The organism is Mucilaginibacter myungsuensis (assembly GCF_015222005.1).
Classification (GTDB): Bacteria; Bacteroidota; Bacteroidia; order Sphingobacteriales; family Sphingobacteriaceae; genus Mucilaginibacter; species Mucilaginibacter myungsuensis.
Map to the genome: position 1 here is coordinate 152,268 of NZ_JADFFL010000006.1, position 18,566 is coordinate 170,833.

Here is an 18,566-nt window from a genome sequence, read left to right on the forward strand (position 1 = left end):
TCAAAAATAGCTAAATATTGTTCTTGTTAAAATTTTATGTAGACATTGTTAAGCCGCCATTAAACATGGTCGACCTCACCTGAAAGTCCTTGTCGAAGATAATAAGGTCAGCATCAAAACCTTCCGCGATCATACCCTTAGTTGATAGTCCTGCCAATTGCGCAGGATATAAACTCGCCATGTTAACAGCTTCGGGCAGCGAAATGTTGCAGTGATCCACACAATTTTGTACGGCCGTTAACATGGTAAGGCATGATCCTGAGAGTGTTCCATCCGGCATGGTAAATCTATCGCCCGTAAATACATGCTGATAAGTTCCTTCGCTTGCCTCGGCCACCGCATCGGTGATCAGGAATAACCTTTCTCCCAACTCCCGTTTAGCCAAAGCGATCATGGCAAAATTTACGTGGATGCCATCGGCAACAATGCTGGTGTATGGCCGCTCCTCAAATATGGCAGGGATAATTCCCGGCTCGCGATGATGCATTTGCGGCATGGCATTGTACAGGTGCGTAATGGCTTTGATCGGCTGATGGAGAAAACCTTTGGCTTCATCATAAGTAGCATCGCTATGGCCTGATGACAGGATGATGCCCTGCTCATCCATATAAGCTAACACCTCGTCATCCTGCAACTCCGGCGCAACGGTCATCATTTTGATCTCTCCATCGGCCATATCTACCCAGCGTTTTACCTGATCGAGGGTGGCTTTTTTAATGAACTGATCCGGATGCGCACCTTTGCGTTTGGCATTCAGGAATGGCCCTTCCAAATGCAAGCCTAAGAACATGCCCTTAGCCATCGGCCTGTAGGCCTTGGCGGCGGCTATGCCGGCTTCTACCACCTCACCGCTATTGGTGGCCATGGTAGCTAAGAAACCTGTGCAGCCCTGGTTAAACAGCTCCGTTTCCATGCCACGTAAGGCATCGGTAGAAGGCAGGCTGCCAAAAAGATGCTTGCCTGCGCCGTAGATCTGCAGATCTATAAAACCGGGAGCAATGAAATTGCCGTTAAGGTCGATACGTTGAGCATCTGCCGGGAGGGCCTGCTCATCTACAATAGCTTTGATCTTACCGTTCGCTATCAAAACAGCTTTGCCGGAGAGGGTTTCTCCGTTGGTGATGATGTTGGTGTTGTGAAGGGCTGTAAGCATAAACCTCTATTTGATCACGGTGGATGTGTGAAGCGAACTCATAAAACCGGTGTCATCCTGAGCTTGTCGAAGGATCTGCGTTATGGCTCTGCTCGCGGTGGTTCGACAGGCTCACCATGACACAGCTGGAATGCCGTCGACAGGGATAATTCGACCCAAAAGGTCAAAAAAAATCCCCCTCACTTGGTGAGGGGGATCGTATAATTAAGCTCCTAAAGCTACTCGCTTAAAGGCGGTAACGGTAAGGCCTTTCTCTACCGTTGCTAAGAATTGAGCAACAGTTTTGGAAGAATCCTTTACGAACTCCTGGTTCAATAAAGTAGAGTCTTTGTAGAATTTGTTCAGTTTACCTGTAGCGATCTTCTCAACCATTTCTTCTGGTTTGCCTTCAGCGCGGATAACGTCTTTAGCGATCTCTAACTCACGCTCGATAACTGAAGCGTCAACACCGTCTTTATCAACAGCGATAGGGTTCATAGCGGCAATTTGCATCGCTACGTCTTTACCAGCCTCGTCAACACCTGCAGGTGCAGCGGTTAAAGCTACTAATACACCTAAACGGTAGTTACCGTGGATGTAAGCAACAACTTTCTCGCCTTCGATCACTTCAAATTTAGATACGCCGATCTTCTCGCCGATCTTACCTGTTTGCTCAATGCAAGCTTCAGCAACGGTGATACCGTTGATAGTAGCAGCGTTCAAAGCGTCCAAGTCAGCAGGAGCTGCTTCAACAGCTACGTCAGCGATAGCGTTAGCAAAAGCAACGAAATCAGCATTCTTAGCCACGAAATCGGTTTCGCAGTTAAGTTCGATGATCACACCACGTTTACCATCAGCGCTGGTACGAGATATAACAACACCCTCGTTGCTTTCGCGATCCTGACGGCTCGCAGCAACTTTAGCGCCTTTTTTTCTTAAAAAATCAACGGCAGCTTCAAAATCACCGTTGGTTTCAGTTAAAGCTTTTTTGCAATCCATCATGCCCGCACCGGTCTGTTGGCGCAGTTTATTTACATCAGCTGCAGAAATTTGTACTGTAGACATTTTTTGTATGTTTTAATGTTGTAACGTTGGGATGTTGCAAAGTTATATGAAATATAACCGCCACATGTTAAATTAAAAAGTTGCAAGGGAATAACGTTGGAACATTTAAACATTCCAACGTTACAACCTTACAACTCTTGTATTATTACTCTTCTGTCGACTCAGCAGCAGGAGCAGCGTCAGCAACCGCAGGGGTAGCTTCAGTCTCGGCAGTTACGCGTTTGCGTTTGCCTTCAGTTTGCTCAGCAGCAGCAGGGGCATCGATCTTTGATTTAGCAGCAACTGCTTCTTTCTCAGCTTCGTCCTCTTTGTCGCGTTTGCGCTCGTCTAAACCTTCCTGGATAGCCTGGATGATGATACCGGTGATCAAAGAGATCGATTTGGTAGCGTCGTCATTAGCCGGGATAGGGAAATCGATGTTTGAAGGATCAGAGTTGGTATCCACCATCGCGAAGGTAGGGATATTCAATTTGATCGACTCAGCCACAGCGATGTGCTCTTTCTTAACATCAATTAAGAATAATGCAGCAGGTAAACGGTTCAGGTCAGAGATACCACCCAAAAGGGCCTCTAACTTGATACGCTCACGCTGGATCATCAAACGCTCTTTTTTAGATAAGTTGCTGTAAGTACCGTCTTTGGTCAATTTATCGATGTTAGACATCTTTTTGATCGACTTACGTACAGTTGCAAAGTTGGTTAACATACCACCTAACCAACGCTCGGTCACGAAAGGCATGTTTACGCTTTTTGCATAATCAGCCACGATATCCTTAGCTTGTTTTTTGGTAGCTACGAATAAAACCTTGCGGCCTGATTTTACTATTTGTTTGATCGCTGAAGCAGCTTCTTCAACTTTTACTAAAGTCTTGTTCAGATCGATAATGTGGATACCGTTACGCTCCATGAAAATGAATTGAGCCATTTTCGGATCCCATTTACGGGTAAGGTGGCCAAAGTGCACACCTGCATCCAGCAGATCTTGATATGTTGTTCTTGCCATTGTGTTGTCCTCCTTAAAATATTAACGTTTACTGAATTGGAATCTCTTACGTGCTTTCTTGCGGCCCGGTTTCTTACGCTCAACCATACGGTCATCGCGGGTCATGATACCTTTTGCACGCAGTGCAGGTTTTTTCTCAGCATCCAGTTCAACAATAGCTTTAGCGATAGCTAAACGTACAGCTTGCGCTTGTCCGTTCACACCACCACCGGCAACGTTCACAACAACATCATACTGGCCGGCTGTGCCCGATACTTCGGTAGCTTGGGTGATGATGTATTGCAATGGCAATGTTGGGAAGTACTCTTTGTAATCTTTACCGTTAACGGTAACTACGCCGCTGCCTGCGGTCAGGTAGATGCGGGCAACTGCAGTTTTTCTTCTGCCTGAAGTGTTAGTTGTTGGCATTTGTTTTTTCTCCTTTGATAATTAGATTAAATGGCTGTTGGGTTTTGTCCTGCGTGAGGATGCTCTGCACCTGCATAAACATGCAGGTTACCGAATAATGCACGGCCCAAACGATTTTTAGGTAACATACCACGTACCGCTTTTTCAATTACGCGGGTAGGATGCTTTGCCATTAACTCCTTAGGAGAAATGAAACGCTGACCACCTGGGTAACCAGTGTAAGAAACATACTCTTTTGCGCTGAATTTGTTTCCGGTCAGTTTTACCTTGTCTGCATTAATAACGATAACGTTATCACCGCAGTCTACGTTCGGGGTGAACTCTGGCTTGGTCTTACCACGGATGATCATTGCGATCTTGGTAGACAAGCGCCCCAATATCTCGCCTTCAGCGTCAACAACAACCCATTGTTTGTTAACGGTCTTTTTGTTGGCAGAGACAGTTTTGTAACTTAACGTATTCACTTGCTTTAAATTAAAATAAATAAATTGATATAACACCCCTTATTTAAGGGACTGCAAAGTTACGCTTATTTATTTGATCGTCAAGCGGCGGCGGAAGAAATTTTTGAGATTTTGTCTGAACTGCTGATCGTTAGGGTCTGAAACACTGATCTTAATGTTTTTTGATCCCGCTGATCCCCTAAAATGCAAGAAAGACCTCTCTAACAGAAGTCCTCAAAATATTCGTCATCATCAGTAGGATCGAAGGATCAGCGCCTCAATTCCTCAATAACCCGCTTACATCCCGCCTCTATCAGCTGATAAGCGTCCTCAAAAAGGTTGGTCAGATACGGGTCCGGGACTTCTTTGTCGCCTAATAGCAAGCGCACTTTCTTGCGGTCAGCATCATTACGAGCCATGGCCAGGATGTTGGATAAGTTACTTTTATCCATCACCAGGATATGGTCAAAAGTATCAAAGTCGCTTACGCGGAACAGGCGGCAGATCTGACCACTGATATCGATGCCGTATTTTTTAGCTACCTGTACCGAGCCACGGTGCGGACCTTCGCCCACGTGCCAATCGCCTGTACCGGCCGAATCGATCTCCCAATCCAGTCCTTCTTGTGTTACCAAATGCTGCATAATACCCTCGGCCAACGGCGACCGGCAGATATTACCCAGGCAAACCATTATGATCTTCATATTAATTGTTTTAAAGTTGGAATGTTAAAAGGTTGTAAAGTTGTTTCGACCACAAATTGGGAAGTTGTAAAGTTAGCGGAATGAATAACCTTCCAACTTTAAAACCTTCCAACCTTTCAACAAACAACCTACCGCCCAAATATATCATTCAATACACCCGCTAACCTTACACCGCCTTTTAGCAGTTGCTGGTTAAGGATATCAACGTGGTTGAAATTGTATTTATAGTTCAATACCTCGTCTGGTTTAACATCGGTGTAAAGTTTTTCAGCAATTTGGCTGCTCTCATACAACCAGGTGCTGATCGGCTGTTTTTGTAGTTGAGCAACTTGTGCAGGCGTGGTAAAATTTATCCAGGATACGTATTCGGTATAACTCAAATTTTGGAACTCGATCAACTCGGTATCCCAAACGCTGTGCAGGTTGCTGGGCTTAGCAAACCACGTTACCTTAAAGCCATTACCTCCCTGGTCGTCTTTGTGGCCGGTGTGGAAGGGCTGGTGAACGTCTTCCACAATATGGATCAGCATGCGCAGGTAAAGCAATTTATTCTCTTTAGTGGTCGACGGTTTTTTAAGCTCGGCGATCATGAATTTCATTTTGGTATAAGCATCTACCTCTGTATCTTTCTCTAAATAGCCGATCATGTCGGCTTGACTCATCGGTTTATCAAAATCTACGTAATGCCAGGTAGATAGGTATTTGTAATTCTCGTCAGACTTAATAAAATCAGCCCAGTTGCTGGCCATAGCGATAGACTCGTTACCCAAGATCGACTTAACAGCAGCAGCAGCCTTAGGTGTAAGGTAGCGCGAAGCGATCTCGCCACTGATACGGTGACCGTTGGTGCCCCAGGCAAATGTCATAAAAGGCAGGGTGCTCAAGCAGGCTGCCAAACTTATTTTTCTGAACAGTTTCATAAACTTGTTAAAGTGGTTTTTGCGTGCAAATAGTTTTTTTTGTGCGATGCAAAGTTAGGGGAATTACGCTGGATGTACCCGACAATTCGATCAAGGTATCCGAAGTTTTACTAACCTTAAAAAACTCCTGATAAGGCCCGCTGCGGAAGCAGGCGGTGTTGTCCTTAACATCATAATCTTTGGTAGCGAACTGTCCTTTTAAGAACAGCGTATCCTGCTTTTGGGCATAAGTACCGCGGATGAATTCGGTCCATTGGCCGTTCTTTACGCAGGTATCGCCTGTGAGGTTGGAACGGGTCTTGTTATTGATCTGGATAAAAAACGAATCACAATCGAACCTGACATGGTAACGATAACTGGTCAGTAGTTTTTGCTGCACCGCGCCGCTGTCCTGCAACCAGGTGCCTTGCAGGTGTGCTTCGCCTTTGCCTTGCAGGTTGGGGTTGAAGGAGCAGCTTGTTATCAGGCTAAAGGTGAAAGGTAAAAGGAGAAAGGTCAGAAGTCGGAAAGTCTGGAAGACCGAAAGTCCGAAAGTTTTTTTAAGACCGGCTGTCACCCTGAGCTTGTCGAAGGGCGACGTGCGCGGGGCATGGCCGATCTGCTTAGTCACCACTTTCATAGTGTCAAGCCCACCGCACCATGGTTCGACAGGCTCACCATGACTCCCTTTAAAAACATAGGCCGTCGCCCTGAGCCTATCGCAGCGTAGAGCGCAATGGCCCTGCTCGCTATGCAAAACGCCGGAGGCCCTCGCGCCATTCTTCGACAGGCTCAGCATGACATCCTTTATTATATCAACAAGATCACGGAGGGTATATCGCATGTACTACTGTCCTAAGTCGCGCTTCCCCGCTTAAGCGGGGTCAGGGGTGTGTCCTCAGTTAGCAAGGCCTTACAGAGGACACACCCCTAAGAAAGTTTCTGCAATGATGATCGACCTCTGCGTCCCCTCTCAAGAGGGGAAACATGGGCCAATACTATTTTTTTAAAGCCCTCCCTTTAGGGAGGGTTGGGAGGGTTTACTTCAAACTACCGATCATATCCTCTGGGCGAACCCATTGGTCAAATTGCTCGTTGGTCAGTAACTCTAATTTTAAAGCGGCTTCGCGTAGCGACAGGCCGTCTTTCAAGGCGGTCTTAGCTATTTTGGCGGCGTTCTCGTAACCGATGTGCGGGTTAAGGGCGGTTACCAGCATCAGGGAATTTTCCAGGTGCTTTTTGATGCCCTCGTAATTAGGCTGAATGCCGGCCGCGCAATGATCGTTGAACGATACGCAAGCATCGCCAATTAAACGCGCCGACTGCAAAAAGTTAGCTGCCATTACCGGTTTAAATACGTTCAACTCGTAATGGCCATTAGATCCGCCAATGCTGATGGCAACGTCGTTACCCATAACTTGGGCGGCAACCATGGTAACGGCCTCGTTCTGCGTAGGGTTAACTTTACCCGGCATAATAGATGATCCCGGTTCGTTATCTGGAATGTGGATCTCGCCAATGCCCGAACGCGGACCAGATGCCAGCATGCGGATATCGTTAGCGATCTTCATCAACGATACCGCGATCTGCTTCAACGCGCCGTGTGTCTCAACGATAGCATCGTGAGCGGCAAGAGCCTCAAATTTATTTTCGGCAGTGATGAACGGCAGGTTAGTGAATTTGGCGATATAATCAGCAACCAAAACATCATAACCTTTCGGGGTGTTGATACCGGTACCAACTGCAGTACCACCTAAAGCCAACTCAGATAAGTGGGCCAAAGTATTATTTAAAGCACGCAGGCCATGATCCAGTTGAGAAACATAACCCGAGAACTCCTGACCCAAGGTAAGCGGCGTAGCATCCATCAGGTGGGTACGGCCGATCTTTACCACGCTCTTGAATTCTTCAGATTTTGCCTTTAAAGTATCGCGCAGTTTGGTCACACCCGGGATAGTTACATCCACCAGGATCTTGTAAGCCGCGATGTGCATAGCAGTAGGGTAAGTATCGTTTGATGATTGTGACTTGTTCACGTCATCATTCGGGTGGATGAAGGTCTTGCCTTCGCCCAGTTTATTGCCTTGTAACACATGCGAGCGGTTAGCCACCACCTCGTTCACGTTCATGTTAGATTGTGTGCCTGAACCGGTCTGCCAGATCACCAACGGGAATTCGCTTGCCAGTCCACCGGCTAATATCTCGTCGCATACTTGAGCGATCAGGTCGCGTTTCTCGGCAGTTAGTACGCCAAGATCGGTATTGGTATAAGCGGCCGCTTTTTTAAGGTAAGCAAAAGCCTCAATGATCTCTACCGGCATACTTGCCTCGGGACCGATCTTAAAATTGTTACGGCTACGCTGTGTTTGCGCGCCCCAGTATTTGTCGGCAGGTACTTGTACCTCGCCCATGGTATCGTGTTCTATCCTGAAACTCATGGTTTTTTATTTTGCGCCAAAGTTAGTTTATTGAGGCGAAAGGTAAAAGGTTAAAGGCGAAAGGTTGCCCCCACTTATCCTAAGGCACCTTATCCTAATAAGAACGAAACATTAAACAATAGCCATTGTTGCTCAAATACACATTCAGACAAGCACACATGATCCAAACAGAGATAATTGAACTGACCAAAGCCAACGGCACTACAGCATACATAAAAGCCGAACCAGAATACGAGAACGATGGCCAAGGCCAATATTTTAATAATGCCTACCAACTGTACACTACCGACGAGGCCGGTCATTTACATTTTACTACCATGGGTATCTCGCCCGAAATCGGAGAGAACACACCCGTCCAAAAAGATGTTGATAACGCCGATCACATTGGCCACCTCACCTTCGACCAGTATACCGAGCCACAATGGAAATATTTTGGGGAATACCTGACCGACGACGAACGAGAGCAACTGATAGCGCATTTACAGGCCAAAGGTGATGTATCTTAAAACCCTTGAAAATAATTAACATGGCAACTGACCAATTTGCAGAAGGCTTCGCGCCAAGGGCGGTCGACCTGATCATTAGCGAATTTAATGATAAGCTGAACGACCGATTTTTATCAGAGACCAACCACGACAGTAAACTTGTGACGGTAGCAAAGATCCCGGATGGTGATAAAGAAGAGCTGACAAGGTTGGTGACGGATCAGGGGTATGAGGTGTCGTATGTTGACTGATGGCGAGTAATTATGTCCATACGTTATCTCCGTTGTTGTCCAAGTGATCCAAAATCAGAGACTTTGAATATTGACAGAAAGGGAAAAGGACAAGTTGGTCGGTGTTGATGTATTTTTGCATTCGAGCATAAAAGGTTTATTCTGATCAAAAAAATATAAATTTGAACATCGCACGCAAATGAAAGATGTCAAATATGAATTACAAAATATCATTTTCAGAGATGAACAAGCTGGCGCAGCAAGTCAACTCAAACAAACCCAAAATTTCCTTAGACGACATGCGAAAACAAGTGTCGATGCTAAAGAACAGCAGCAGCTCAAAAGTAAAGAAGCAGAAGTAATTTTAGCTTTTGCGCAACAGCATGGCCTGATATACGAGCCACCTATTCTTGAAGTTGACTTTATAGGCGAAGGTGCTGAACAGCGTGTTTACAAACTTAATGACACCCAGGTCGTCAAAACCAACGGTGGTATTTTTTATGAAAGTTGGCTGGACTACTTCAACAGTCTGCTTATCCACAATTACTTCTTCCCTGCAACCGCCTATTCATTTCTTGGTTTTAAATTGATCATTGGCGAATTGCATTCAGTAATTAAACAAGAATTTATCATAACTTCCGAAGAAACGGATCTTAACTACGTAAAAGAATTTCTTCTTTATAACGGTTTCGAGAACGTTCGTAACAACGATTATATCAACAGAGAACTTGGTTTGATATTAGAAGATCTGCACGATGAAAACGTGCTATCAAACAATGGCATACTTTTCTTTATTGATACGGTATTCTTTTTAACGGATAAATTTTATTCTGGGAAATAGAACTATAAAGCCTTGCTTCCTCATTTAAAAACAAAGGAGAGCTATCAAAAAACCGACCATCATAGACCGGGGCTTGGTCCTATTGATTATCGTGATTAATGGCCGGACAGATATCCCTCCTTAATTCCTACTAATACTACCCCCAACCTGCGTCAACACATTAGTAGTGGTGAACGTTGTCGACGTTTTGGTTGCCTTATTGTAAGTCCCCGTCAGGTACAAGCCGTTAAAGTTGGTGCCGCCGGTCACAGTGCCGCCGGTGTAAACGGTATAGGTTGTGTTAGCTATCAGTTTGCTGCTGGCGTAGATCAATGTCGAGTAAGCCTTAGGAGCCAGGAACGTCAGCGCTTCGGTACCGTCCGCAGCCTCAATGTGGACGATGGTATTGGCCGCGCCGCTGCCCATCACTACCGAACGGATGGTTGATGTGGTGCTCGGTCCGCTGGTAGCACCTGCTATGCCGATCACCGTCCCGCCGGTGATCTTAAAGGCGCGGGCATCGCAATCAAAACTGGCTTCGGGCTGGTTAGCGCCAATGGCTACCGTTGTTCCTCCCGTAATGGTGATCGTTCCGTTAGAGTCTATCGCATCGTTATTGTTGGCGTAGCAGTAGAGGCTGCCGCCGTTAATGTAAATGGCTTTGGCGGCATTAATGCCGTCATCATAAGTATTAGCGGTGATGGTGCCCTTGTTAATGGTCATTACGCCCTTGCTTTCTATGCCCTCGCCTTGGGTGGTTTTAATGGTGATCGTTCCGCCGTTAATGTTCACATAAGGTACGATGGTTGCATCCGTACCTTCGTATGATGCGGCGATGCCGTCATCGACAGTGTTCAGCGTCAATGTGCCATCGTTAATGATCACGTGGCCTTCTTCCGCTTCAATGCCGTCGCTTTTAGCGGTGATGGCAATGGTGCCACCGTCCACAATTACCGCGTCGTTGGTGTGGATGCCGTCAGTAGCGGCAGCAGATATGCTGATATTACCGCTGATGATACGGATATAGTCATCGCTGGCTATGCCGTGCTTCACGTTCCCTTTAACCGTCAACGCTCCGGTGCCTACGAAGATCAGCTGCCCTTCGCTAAAGATGGTGCCTTTTTGGTCCTCGGTAGATGTGGCGTAGCTGGTGCCGTCGGTGAGGCTGTTAGTGCTGCCGGCGGTCAACTCAATGAACGCGCGTTTTGATGATTGTATATTCAGCGCCGGGCCATCGTTATTGGTGATGTTGGCGTTGTTCAGTGTCACCTTAAATTTCTTTTCGCTATAGATCTTTACCGAACCGTTGGTGGTAGTGCCGGTGATCTGATAGTCGACGCCGGTAGCGGTGGAGTTCACCACCACATCGCCATTGCTTTGAGTGATGGTCACGGTTGATGTAAGCGGATTAGTGATCGTAATGGTCGAACCCAAATTGATGATCACCGCGCTGCCAAAAGTAGAGTTGGCGATCAGGTCATCTACATTAGCGCCCACCTCGGTCGACCCTTCGGCGGTGCCGACGGTTGCCGATGCCGCTACAATAGCCGATGTCCCGGTGGTGGCAGTACCGCCTGTATTAGTGTCTGTCGATGAATTATTATTTGTGGTGGTGTCTTTACGGCAGCCGGTCAGTATCATAGCAAAGGCCATGGTCAGCGCCATTGTTTTTAGGATAAGGTTGTGGTTCGTTGTTCCGGTCTTGCTCATCTTTATGTTTTCGGGTTATTATGATCAAAGATAGCGGGCTTAACATAAAGATAATATTTGTATCGATGGTTAAGGGCATCGTATCGACGAATGGCGCATTCTAAAAGAAAATAGTTAACAAGCACATCCTAAAAACCATTAGCTTTGATAACATCAACCAAATAACCATGCACATCATCCCTAAAAGAATTTCCACCGTAGCGTTGCTAAGCTTATTGCTGATCGGCTCGGCAATATCAACTGCATCTGCAAAACCAGTCTTTAAAAGTGACCCTACCGACGAATTGAAGATACGCGAGGTGTTGGTGAGTCAGCAATTGTTCGTTACCAAATTTTCGCCTGCCAAAGGTAAAGCATCGAAAGGCAAAAAGCTTGTCAACTTCAGCGCCGAGCTAAAGGGCGTTTTTATGGTGGTGTATATGGATAACGATACCACCTACACCGTCACCGACTGGATCAGGTGCCCCGAAGCAGGTTGCCCGGCTATGAAGACCTACAATTACGGCACGGCCGAGTATCGTAAGCTGGATACCATGATCACCATATCAAAAAAGAACAGCGTGGCTTTGCAAAAGAGATTTGCGGGGTTAGTGGCGAGTAAACGGTAGAAATGTTAAGCATCCGCAACCTATCAGTTGCGCGTTTTGCAAAAATTTTCAAACCGCGAAAAAACGCATCAAAACGCATCTTTTTTGATCAAAAAGCGCGCTTTTTCAAATACGTTTAAAAGTTGTTCTTCCACATCATACTCTCTACCGGGCGGGTGGTAGGGTTGTTGTATTTGGCGTTGCCTTTGCTGTTATACATGGTCTCGATATCGCCCTCCACGGCAAAATAGATCAGCTGACCAATGGGCATACCGGCGTAAATGCGCACAGGTTGGGCGCAGGATATCTCCAATGTCCAGGTGTTGCAAAAGCCAACGTCGCCTTTACCGGCAGTCGCATGGATATCTATACCAAGGCGGCCCGTGCTCGATTTGCCTTCTAAGAACGGGACGTGTTTGTGGGTTTCGGTGTATTCCAGCGTCACGCCTAAGTATAATACGCCGGGTTGCAGTATAAAACCTTCTTTAGGTATCTCGAACGAGTCGATCTCGTTATGCACTCTGGCATCCAAAACACGGCTGCGATAATTGGCCAGATACTTGCCCAAATGCACATCGTAAGAGTTGGTACCCAGGCACTCGCGCTTAAAGGGTTCGATAATGATATTGCCCTTTTCTATTTCCTCTAAAATGCGCTTGTCCGATAAGATCATATTCCCTGTGCTGAGTGGACTAAATTATAATTATTTGGAGTAATTTTGCACAGGTTTTTGCAATTTAGAATATGGCCATAGCGTTCACTAAGCAGGTTGATGACGATACCGAATTCGCCCTCTGGAAAATAGAAGAGGACGCCGAGGACCTGTACGCCCAATTACAGCTGGACGAGGATGAAAAAGCGGCTGTAGAACAATTGCGCAACGGCAAGCGGCACCTGCATTGGCTGGCTGTACGCGTGTTACTGCGCACAATGCTAAAGACCGAAGAGTACATTGATTGTAAAGTAGATAGTCACGGCAAACCTTACCTGGTGAACCTGCCGCATAAGATATCCCTGAGCCATTCTTTCGACTATGCCGCCGTAATGATCAGCAAGAGCGGACAGGTAGGTATAGATATTGAGCAGATCCAAGAAAAGGTAGAGCGCATTGCCCCCCGCTTTCTGAACCCGGATGAGCTGGCATTTGCCCTGGCCGATCCGCAAAAAGTTAATAATCTGTACGCCTGCTGGTGCGCCAAGGAGGCTGTCTATAAGTGTCACGGGCAAAAAGAGGTGTCGTTTTTAGATAATATTAGCTTAAGCCCGTTCACGGTTAAGGCAGAGGGTAGTTTGCAGGCGGCCTTGGATAAGGATGCCCTGCATTTACGCTACAGGGTAGATTACCTGCAATACGAAGATTACATGATCGGCTACGTTAAAGGAGCATAAAATGAAGAACAAGAGAGTACAGTTTGCCGATTGGGGACTGATCGATTATAAAGAAGCCTGGGATCAACAGGAAGCCATTTTTAGCGAAAGCGTTAACCTGAAGATAGCCATCCGCAATAACCAGTTGGCCTTGCCCGATGGCGAACCTGCGGAGGATGTGCTGACACCTAACTATCTTGTTTTTTGCGAACACCCGCATGTTTACACCTTAGGCAAAAGCGGCGACGCCAGTAATTTGCTGCTGGATGAGCAAGGGCTTATAGACAAGCAAGCTACTTATTACCTGATCAACCGGGGCGGCGATATCACCTACCACGGTCCGGGCCAGGTAGTTGGTTACCCGATATTAGATCTGGATAACTTTTTTACCGATATCCATAAATACCTGCGCACGCTGGAAGAAGCCGTGATCCTCACCCTGGCCGATTACGGACTTACTGCCGGCCGTTACAACGGCTACACCGGTGTATGGTTCGATGCAGATAAGCCTACTGCACGTAAGATCTGCGCTATGGGCGTGCGTTGCAGCCGCTGGGTCACCATGCATGGTTTCGCGTTTAACGTAAAACCCGATCTGGATTACTTTAAGAACATCGTGCCTTGCGGGATAGATGATAAGGCCGTGACCTCGCTCGAAGCGGAGCTGGGCCGAAAAGTTGATATTGAAGAAGTTAAAGAAAACCTTTTGCATCATATATCCGTACTTTTTGGTATGGAGATGATAAGATGAGGGTTCTTTGGATATTAATTACAGTTATAACATTAACGGCTTGCAAAAAAAGCACTACCCCGCAACCCGTGGCAGTGACCGATACTACTAAAACCACCACGAAGCCCGATACTACAACTACGACCCCGCCTGTGACACCGCCATACTTACCCCCACCTGTACGCCCGCCGTCGCCGCAACCACCTGCAGCGGTCAGTTACATTGCCCTAGGCGACTCATATACCAAAGGAGAAGCTATCCCTACAGAAGACTCTTTCCCTTACCAGTTAGCGGCTTTGTTAGGTAAAGACTACGGCCTGCAAAAGCCACTGGTGATAGCCCAGACCGGCTGGACCAGCGACGAATTGATCTATCAGATAAACGCCAGTGGCTATATCACGGTTAAGTACGAGATCGTTACGCTGCTCATTGGCGTTAATGATCAGTACCGCGGTATCAGTAAAGACGAATATCGTAAGAACTTTATCCATTTGGTTAACCAGGCACTGGATCATGCAAGCGGCAGGCCTAAGCGTGTATTTGTGATATCGATACCGGATTACGGCGTAACTCCATTTGCTAACGGACAAGGTGCACGTATTGGTGCCGAAATAGATCAGTTCAATGCGATCAATAAAGAGGAGAGTGATAAAGCCGGTGTCAATTACATCAACATCACCCCCATATCAAAACAGGCCGCAACAGACCAAACGCTGACCGCTAACGACGGCCTGCACCCGTCAGCCAAAATGTACACGGAGTGGGTCAAGCTGCTTGCGCCGAGGGTGGTTGAGCAGATCAAAGTCCCGTAAGGTGATCTCTGTAGAGACACGATACCTCGTGTCTCTCATTAGAAGGTCAAATTTGCCTATAGACTTCCGCCAAGTCAAGTGTCCACACTTGACTTTTGCATAGTTGCAAGTGTCCACACTTGCGTAATTACTGGAGCGGAACGCTCGGATAGTACCATCAGTCAAGTGGCACGCTTGACCGGGCAATTCTCTTAACCCCAAACCCCATTGTCCTTGGTCAAAATAATTGGCGCGCCATCGGTCACGATGATGGTGTGCTCGTGCTGGGCTACGTAGCCGCCTTTATCGCCGATCAAGCCCCACTCGTCGCTGCCTTCGCGGGCGTAGGTAGACTTGGTGGAGATGAAGGTCTCGATAGCTACTACCGAATTTTTGCGGAAGCGTTCTTTATTCTCGCGATCATAACAATTTAATATCTCGTGAGGAGGTTCATGCAGGGAGCGACCAACGCCATGGCCCGCAAGGTTCTTTATGACTGTAAAGCCACGTTTTGATGCCTGGGTTTCGATGTATTTGCCAATGTCGGCTATCTTAACACCACCTTTTATCTGAGCGATGGTATTCTTCAGTATCTCTTTAGATGCTTCTACCAGTTTGGTGTGGCCGTTGGTGTCCTCACCTAAAACAAAAGAGCAGCCGTTATCGGCCCAAAAGCCGTTCAATTCGGCTGATACATCGATATTGATCAGATCACCGTTCTGAAAGATCTTTTCAGCCGATGGGATACCGTGCGCAACCTCGTTATTAACGCTGATGCAGGAATGCCCCGGGAACTCGTAAGTAAGATATGGTGCCGATACCGCACCGAAGCTTTTCAGCAGCTCGCCGCCAAAGTCGTCCAACTCCTTAGCCGACATGCCGGCCGCGCACTTATCGCACATGGCTTTAAGGGTTTTAGCAACAGCTTCGCTTACTTTTTCTATTCCTATGCGTTCTTCTTCGGAGTTGATGGACATATCGATAATGGTATTGTGTAACATTGACCGGCAGTTAGACACCTGCCAACGGGACCGCAAATGTACGAAGATAAGCGCTAATAATATCGCCGGAAATGCTTTAAAGTCTCGCTTCCCCGCTTGAGAGGGGTCAAGGGGTTATCCTTCATTTGCAAGGTATGCGAAAGGACACACCCCTATGAAAGTTTGTGCTTTTTGTGTTCGTTCCGTGCGTCCCCGCTCAAGCGGGGAGACTCAAGCTTGCAATTCTTTCTTGAGTGTTCTTCTCACCCCTTTACCGCTGCCACTTTATTCCCTGCTGTCGCAGCTATCTCGGTTATCGCTTTCACCAATCGGTCAACATCAGCTATCGACGTATAAACATGCGGGGTAATACGCACGCATTGGATATTCTCTACATTGATGGACACGGTGTGTATCCTATACTTGCTGAACAGTGCATTATCCAACTCGGCAGGTGTCATCCCATCTATGCTGATACCACATATCGCACAAGAGTACTCGGGTTTTAATGATGTGTGCAACTTCACTTTGGGCAAATGCTGTACGCGGCTTGCCCAGTAGTTCTTCAGGTAGTGGATACGCTCCTGCTTGCGCTTAGTGCCTATGGCTAACTGAAAGTTCACCGCCTCGCCAATGCCTTGTTCTAATGCGAAACTACGCGTGCCCAGATCTTCGAACTTGCGGATGTTTGGCCCTTGCGGGTTATCGTTACAAAGCAGCGTCCATACCTTGGCTATCTTTTCTTTTTTGATCCACATCATTCCGGTGCCGATAGGCGCTGAAAGGAATTTATGCAGACTGGTGCCGTAGTAATCGCAATTCAGGTCGGATATCTTATAGTCAAGCAGTCCAAAGGAGTGCGCGCCATCCACAATAACCTCTATGCCTTTATCCTTGGCCATGTCGGCTATCTTGCGCACCGGCATGATCTGCCCTACCCAGTTAATGATGTGGGTAATGTGGATCAGCTTTGTCTTTGGCGTTATCGCATCGGCATAAGCTTTAACTATAGCCGCGTCATCCTCTATCGGGAAATCGAAACTGATCTGTTTGTATACTATGCCCTCGCGCATTTGGCGTTGCAGGTAAGCCTGGCGCATGTGCGGATAATCTTGTTTGGCGCCGATCACCTCGTCGCCTTTTGCAGGGGCAGGCCAAATATGATGGTATTTAATGCTTCGGTGGCATTACGGTTAATGGCTATCTCTTCGGGATCGCAACCGGCAAGCAAAGCCAGTTTCTCGCGTAATGGCTCGCGCCCCTGGTCTAATATGCGCCACATGTAATAGGACGGGCCTTGGTTGGATAGCTTGTTGTAACGCTCCACGGCTTCCTGCACAACAATGGGCGACGGCGATACACCGCCGTTATTCATGATCATGATGTTTGTATTGGCCGAGTAGGAACGTTGGATCACGCCCCAAAAGTCTTCGTCCTCGGCTACCTGTTGCGGGCTGAGGTGCGCTACTTTAGCGGCGGCTTTTTGCCAATCGGCGGCGTGCGCCTGGTTAAACAGGCTGGTTGCACTAAAAGCCCCCGTCAGCGCGGCGGCTTGTTTAATGAAAAGGCGGCGATGGTTGCTCATAGTGTTCACAATTTAAATAATTGTAAACTAATAAGCAAGAGGGAGTTAAGTGTTTATTGTTTTCTGGGCGAATTATTAAATTGTTGATTCGATAGATGTTGCTTTTAAGCAGTCAACGCTACGCCCGGCAATTTGATGCCCGCCGCTTTAAGGTCTTTAATGATATTTTCCTGCAATTCCATTTTGGCCGATATAAAATTGCTTGGCTGTACCCAAACCCTTACGGTAAAACGGATGCCATCCAATTCCAGCGCTATCACACCTACGTTGGTTGCTGGTGTGGTCAGGATGTTTTTAGTGCGTTTGATGGACGTGGTGAGCGATTCTTTTACCTTGTCCACATCTACGGCATATTCCAATTTGAACTCGAAGTCCAAACGGCGTTTGCCCTCGCGGGTAACGTTGGTGATCACCTCGTTAAAAAGCTTTCCATTGGGAATAATGACCGTCTTGTTATCAGCGGTAAGTAATACGGTATAAAAGATCTGTATCGATATCACCTTGCCATCCTGCCCTTGGGCTAAAATGCTGTCATCCAGTTCAAAGGGCTTCAGCAATAATATGAGGATACCACCCGCGAAATTTTGGAATGTGCCTGATAGTGCTAAACCTGCCGCTACCGTAAATGCACCAAAAATGGTGGTGAACAGGGTAACACCTATGCCCATAATGTTAAGCACCACGGCAACCAGCAATATATTTAAACCAGTTATACTTACACTAAGAAAGAAGGGTTGTAACGAGGAGTGTACCTCTCGTTGACTCATTTTTGCGCGGATGCGCGTTTTAAGAAATCTTATGAACCATAAGCCAGCTAATAGAACTATTATGCCGACTATGAAACCCGGACCGTGATCGAGTAGCCAATTATAGGCTTTATCGTAAAGTTCTTCTACACGGTCGTGGTATGTTATTTTATTTACTGCCATAGGGTGGCGGCAAATTTAGGCAAATATTATTTACCGTAAATGGCTACGAACAATTCTGGACCTTTGATCCAGATCAGATCTACCAGGGCGCTTTGTATTTGTTTGTTCTTTTGCTTGATAAATTTCATAACGGTTGATCTATTGCAAATGTCATGCCTTAGGCACGCTATTTCAGTACATTACGCAAAACTTAACCTAATTGTAACACAGATGATAACAAATGGCGCGGTGCAGGGCGCGGGGCGGGTTTGTAGATATT

The 18,566-nt window shown here is 46.9% G+C and carries 22 protein-coding genes; 7 read left to right on the forward strand and 15 right to left on the reverse strand.

The window, feature by feature from the left end; all coding sequences use genetic code 11:
- Positions 1 to 34: 34 nt before the first annotated feature.
- The 9 genes from nagA to fumC all read right to left on the reverse strand — a co-directional run bounded on the left by nagA (position 35) and on the right by fumC (position 8,092).
- Positions 35 to 1,153: an N-acetylglucosamine-6-phosphate deacetylase gene (gene nagA / locus IRJ16_RS16085; RefSeq protein ID WP_194112641.1), complete on the reverse strand. Its 1,119-nt coding sequence runs from the start codon at positions 1,151 to 1,153 to the stop codon at positions 35 to 37.
- Between the two features lie 204 nt (positions 1,154 to 1,357).
- Positions 1,358 to 2,197 (reverse strand): translation elongation factor Ts, encoded by an 840-nt coding sequence (tsf, locus tag IRJ16_RS16090; RefSeq protein ID WP_194112642.1) that lies wholly within the window; start codon positions 2,195 to 2,197, stop codon positions 1,358 to 1,360.
- A gap of 145 nt (positions 2,198 to 2,342) precedes the next feature.
- Complete coding sequence (gene rpsB / locus IRJ16_RS16095) at positions 2,343 to 3,200, reverse strand: 30S ribosomal protein S2 (protein ID WP_194112643.1); 858 nt, start codon at positions 3,198 to 3,200, stop codon at positions 2,343 to 2,345.
- A gap of 21 nt (positions 3,201 to 3,221) precedes the next feature.
- Positions 3,222 to 3,608, reverse strand: coding sequence for a 30S ribosomal protein S9 (rpsI, locus tag IRJ16_RS16100; RefSeq protein ID WP_194112644.1), 387 nt, complete (start codon positions 3,606 to 3,608; stop codon positions 3,222 to 3,224).
- Between the two features lie 26 nt (positions 3,609 to 3,634).
- Entirely contained in the window at positions 3,635 to 4,072 is a 438-nt protein-coding gene (gene rplM, locus IRJ16_RS16105; protein ID WP_194112645.1) for a 50S ribosomal protein L13, read from the reverse strand.
- A gap of 248 nt (positions 4,073 to 4,320) precedes the next feature.
- Positions 4,321 to 4,755, reverse strand: coding sequence for a low molecular weight protein-tyrosine-phosphatase (locus tag IRJ16_RS16110; RefSeq protein ID WP_194112646.1), 435 nt, complete (start codon positions 4,753 to 4,755; stop codon positions 4,321 to 4,323).
- Positions 4,756 to 4,883: 128 nt separating this feature from the next.
- Positions 4,884 to 5,675, reverse strand: coding sequence for a S1/P1 nuclease (locus IRJ16_RS16115; protein WP_194112647.1), 792 nt, complete (start codon positions 5,673 to 5,675; stop codon positions 4,884 to 4,886).
- Positions 5,676 to 5,682: 7 nt separating this feature from the next.
- A complete protein-coding gene (locus IRJ16_RS16120) occupies positions 5,683 to 6,453 on the reverse strand; it encodes a hypothetical protein (protein WP_194112648.1) in 771 nt (256 codons plus the stop codon).
- 241 nt (positions 6,454 to 6,694) lie between these two features.
- Positions 6,695 to 8,092 carry a class II fumarate hydratase gene (gene fumC, locus IRJ16_RS16125; protein WP_194112649.1) on the reverse strand — a complete coding sequence of 466 codons (1,398 nt, stop codon included), beginning with the start codon at positions 8,090 to 8,092 and terminating at the stop codon, positions 6,695 to 6,697.
- Between the two features lie 158 nt (positions 8,093 to 8,250).
- On the opposite strand from fumC, the gene IRJ16_RS16130 reads away from it, so the two are divergent.
- The 3 genes from IRJ16_RS16130 (at position 8,251) to IRJ16_RS16140 (ending at position 9,648) form a co-directional block, all read left to right on the forward strand.
- Positions 8,251 to 8,598 carry a hypothetical protein gene (locus IRJ16_RS16130; protein WP_194112650.1) on the forward strand — a complete coding sequence of 116 codons (348 nt, stop codon included), beginning with the start codon at positions 8,251 to 8,253 and terminating at the stop codon, positions 8,596 to 8,598.
- A gap of 20 nt (positions 8,599 to 8,618) precedes the next feature.
- Positions 8,619 to 8,828, forward strand: coding sequence for a hypothetical protein (locus IRJ16_RS16135; RefSeq protein ID WP_194112651.1), 210 nt, complete (start codon positions 8,619 to 8,621; stop codon positions 8,826 to 8,828).
- A 178-nt stretch (positions 8,829 to 9,006) separates the two neighbouring features.
- Positions 9,007 to 9,648, forward strand: a complete 642-nt coding sequence (locus tag IRJ16_RS16140; RefSeq protein WP_194112652.1) for a putative polyvalent protein kinase domain-containing protein — start codon at positions 9,007 to 9,009, stop codon at positions 9,646 to 9,648.
- A gap of 120 nt (positions 9,649 to 9,768) precedes the next feature.
- Here the strand turns inward: IRJ16_RS16140 and IRJ16_RS16145 are convergent, their stop codons facing one another.
- Positions 9,769 to 11,337 (reverse strand): carbohydrate-binding domain-containing protein, encoded by a 1,569-nt coding sequence (locus IRJ16_RS16145; protein WP_194112653.1) that lies wholly within the window; start codon positions 11,335 to 11,337, stop codon positions 9,769 to 9,771.
- Between the two features lie 167 nt (positions 11,338 to 11,504).
- On the opposite strand from IRJ16_RS16145, the gene IRJ16_RS16150 reads away from it, so the two are divergent.
- Positions 11,505 to 11,945 (forward strand): hypothetical protein, encoded by a 441-nt coding sequence (locus tag IRJ16_RS16150; protein ID WP_194112654.1) that lies wholly within the window; start codon positions 11,505 to 11,507, stop codon positions 11,943 to 11,945.
- A gap of 115 nt (positions 11,946 to 12,060) precedes the next feature.
- Here IRJ16_RS16150 and dcd read toward each other — a convergent pair whose 3' ends face one another.
- Complete coding sequence (gene dcd, locus IRJ16_RS16155) at positions 12,061 to 12,597, reverse strand: dCTP deaminase (RefSeq protein ID WP_194112655.1); 537 nt, start codon at positions 12,595 to 12,597, stop codon at positions 12,061 to 12,063.
- 71 nt (positions 12,598 to 12,668) lie between these two features.
- On the opposite strand from dcd, the gene IRJ16_RS16160 reads away from it, so the two are divergent.
- The 3 genes from IRJ16_RS16160 to IRJ16_RS16170 all read left to right on the forward strand — a co-directional run bounded on the left by IRJ16_RS16160 (position 12,669) and on the right by IRJ16_RS16170 (position 14,834).
- Entirely contained in the window at positions 12,669 to 13,313 is a 645-nt protein-coding gene (locus IRJ16_RS16160; protein ID WP_194112656.1) for a 4'-phosphopantetheinyl transferase family protein, read from the forward strand.
- A 1-nt stretch (position 13,314) separates the two neighbouring features.
- Complete coding sequence (gene lipB, locus IRJ16_RS16165) at positions 13,315 to 14,043, forward strand: lipoyl(octanoyl) transferase LipB (RefSeq protein ID WP_194112657.1); 729 nt, start codon at positions 13,315 to 13,317, stop codon at positions 14,041 to 14,043.
- A gap of 68 nt (positions 14,044 to 14,111) precedes the next feature.
- The gene (locus IRJ16_RS16170) at positions 14,112 to 14,834 is read left to right on the forward strand and encodes an SGNH/GDSL hydrolase family protein (RefSeq protein ID WP_290246146.1); all 723 of its coding nucleotides are present in this window, start codon (positions 14,112 to 14,114) and stop codon (positions 14,832 to 14,834) included.
- Between the two features lie 191 nt (positions 14,835 to 15,025).
- On the opposite strand, the gene map is transcribed toward IRJ16_RS16170, so the two are convergent.
- From map to IRJ16_RS16185, 4 genes are all read right to left on the reverse strand, one after another.
- Positions 15,026 to 15,790 (reverse strand): type I methionyl aminopeptidase, encoded by a 765-nt coding sequence (gene map, locus IRJ16_RS16175; RefSeq protein ID WP_194112658.1) that lies wholly within the window; start codon positions 15,788 to 15,790, stop codon positions 15,026 to 15,028.
- A gap of 266 nt (positions 15,791 to 16,056) precedes the next feature.
- Positions 16,057 to 16,893: an aminotransferase class V-fold PLP-dependent enzyme gene (locus tag IRJ16_RS22935; RefSeq protein WP_228080244.1), complete on the reverse strand. Its 837-nt coding sequence runs from the start codon at positions 16,891 to 16,893 to the stop codon at positions 16,057 to 16,059.
- Between the two features lie 26 nt (positions 16,894 to 16,919).
- Entirely contained in the window at positions 16,920 to 17,378 is a 459-nt protein-coding gene (locus IRJ16_RS22940; protein WP_228080246.1) for an aminotransferase class V-fold PLP-dependent enzyme, read from the reverse strand.
- A gap of 104 nt (positions 17,379 to 17,482) precedes the next feature.
- Positions 17,483 to 18,145, reverse strand: coding sequence for a mechanosensitive ion channel family protein (locus tag IRJ16_RS16185; RefSeq protein WP_228080248.1), 663 nt, complete (start codon positions 18,143 to 18,145; stop codon positions 17,483 to 17,485).
- Between the last annotated feature and the right edge of the window lie 421 nt (positions 18,146 to 18,566).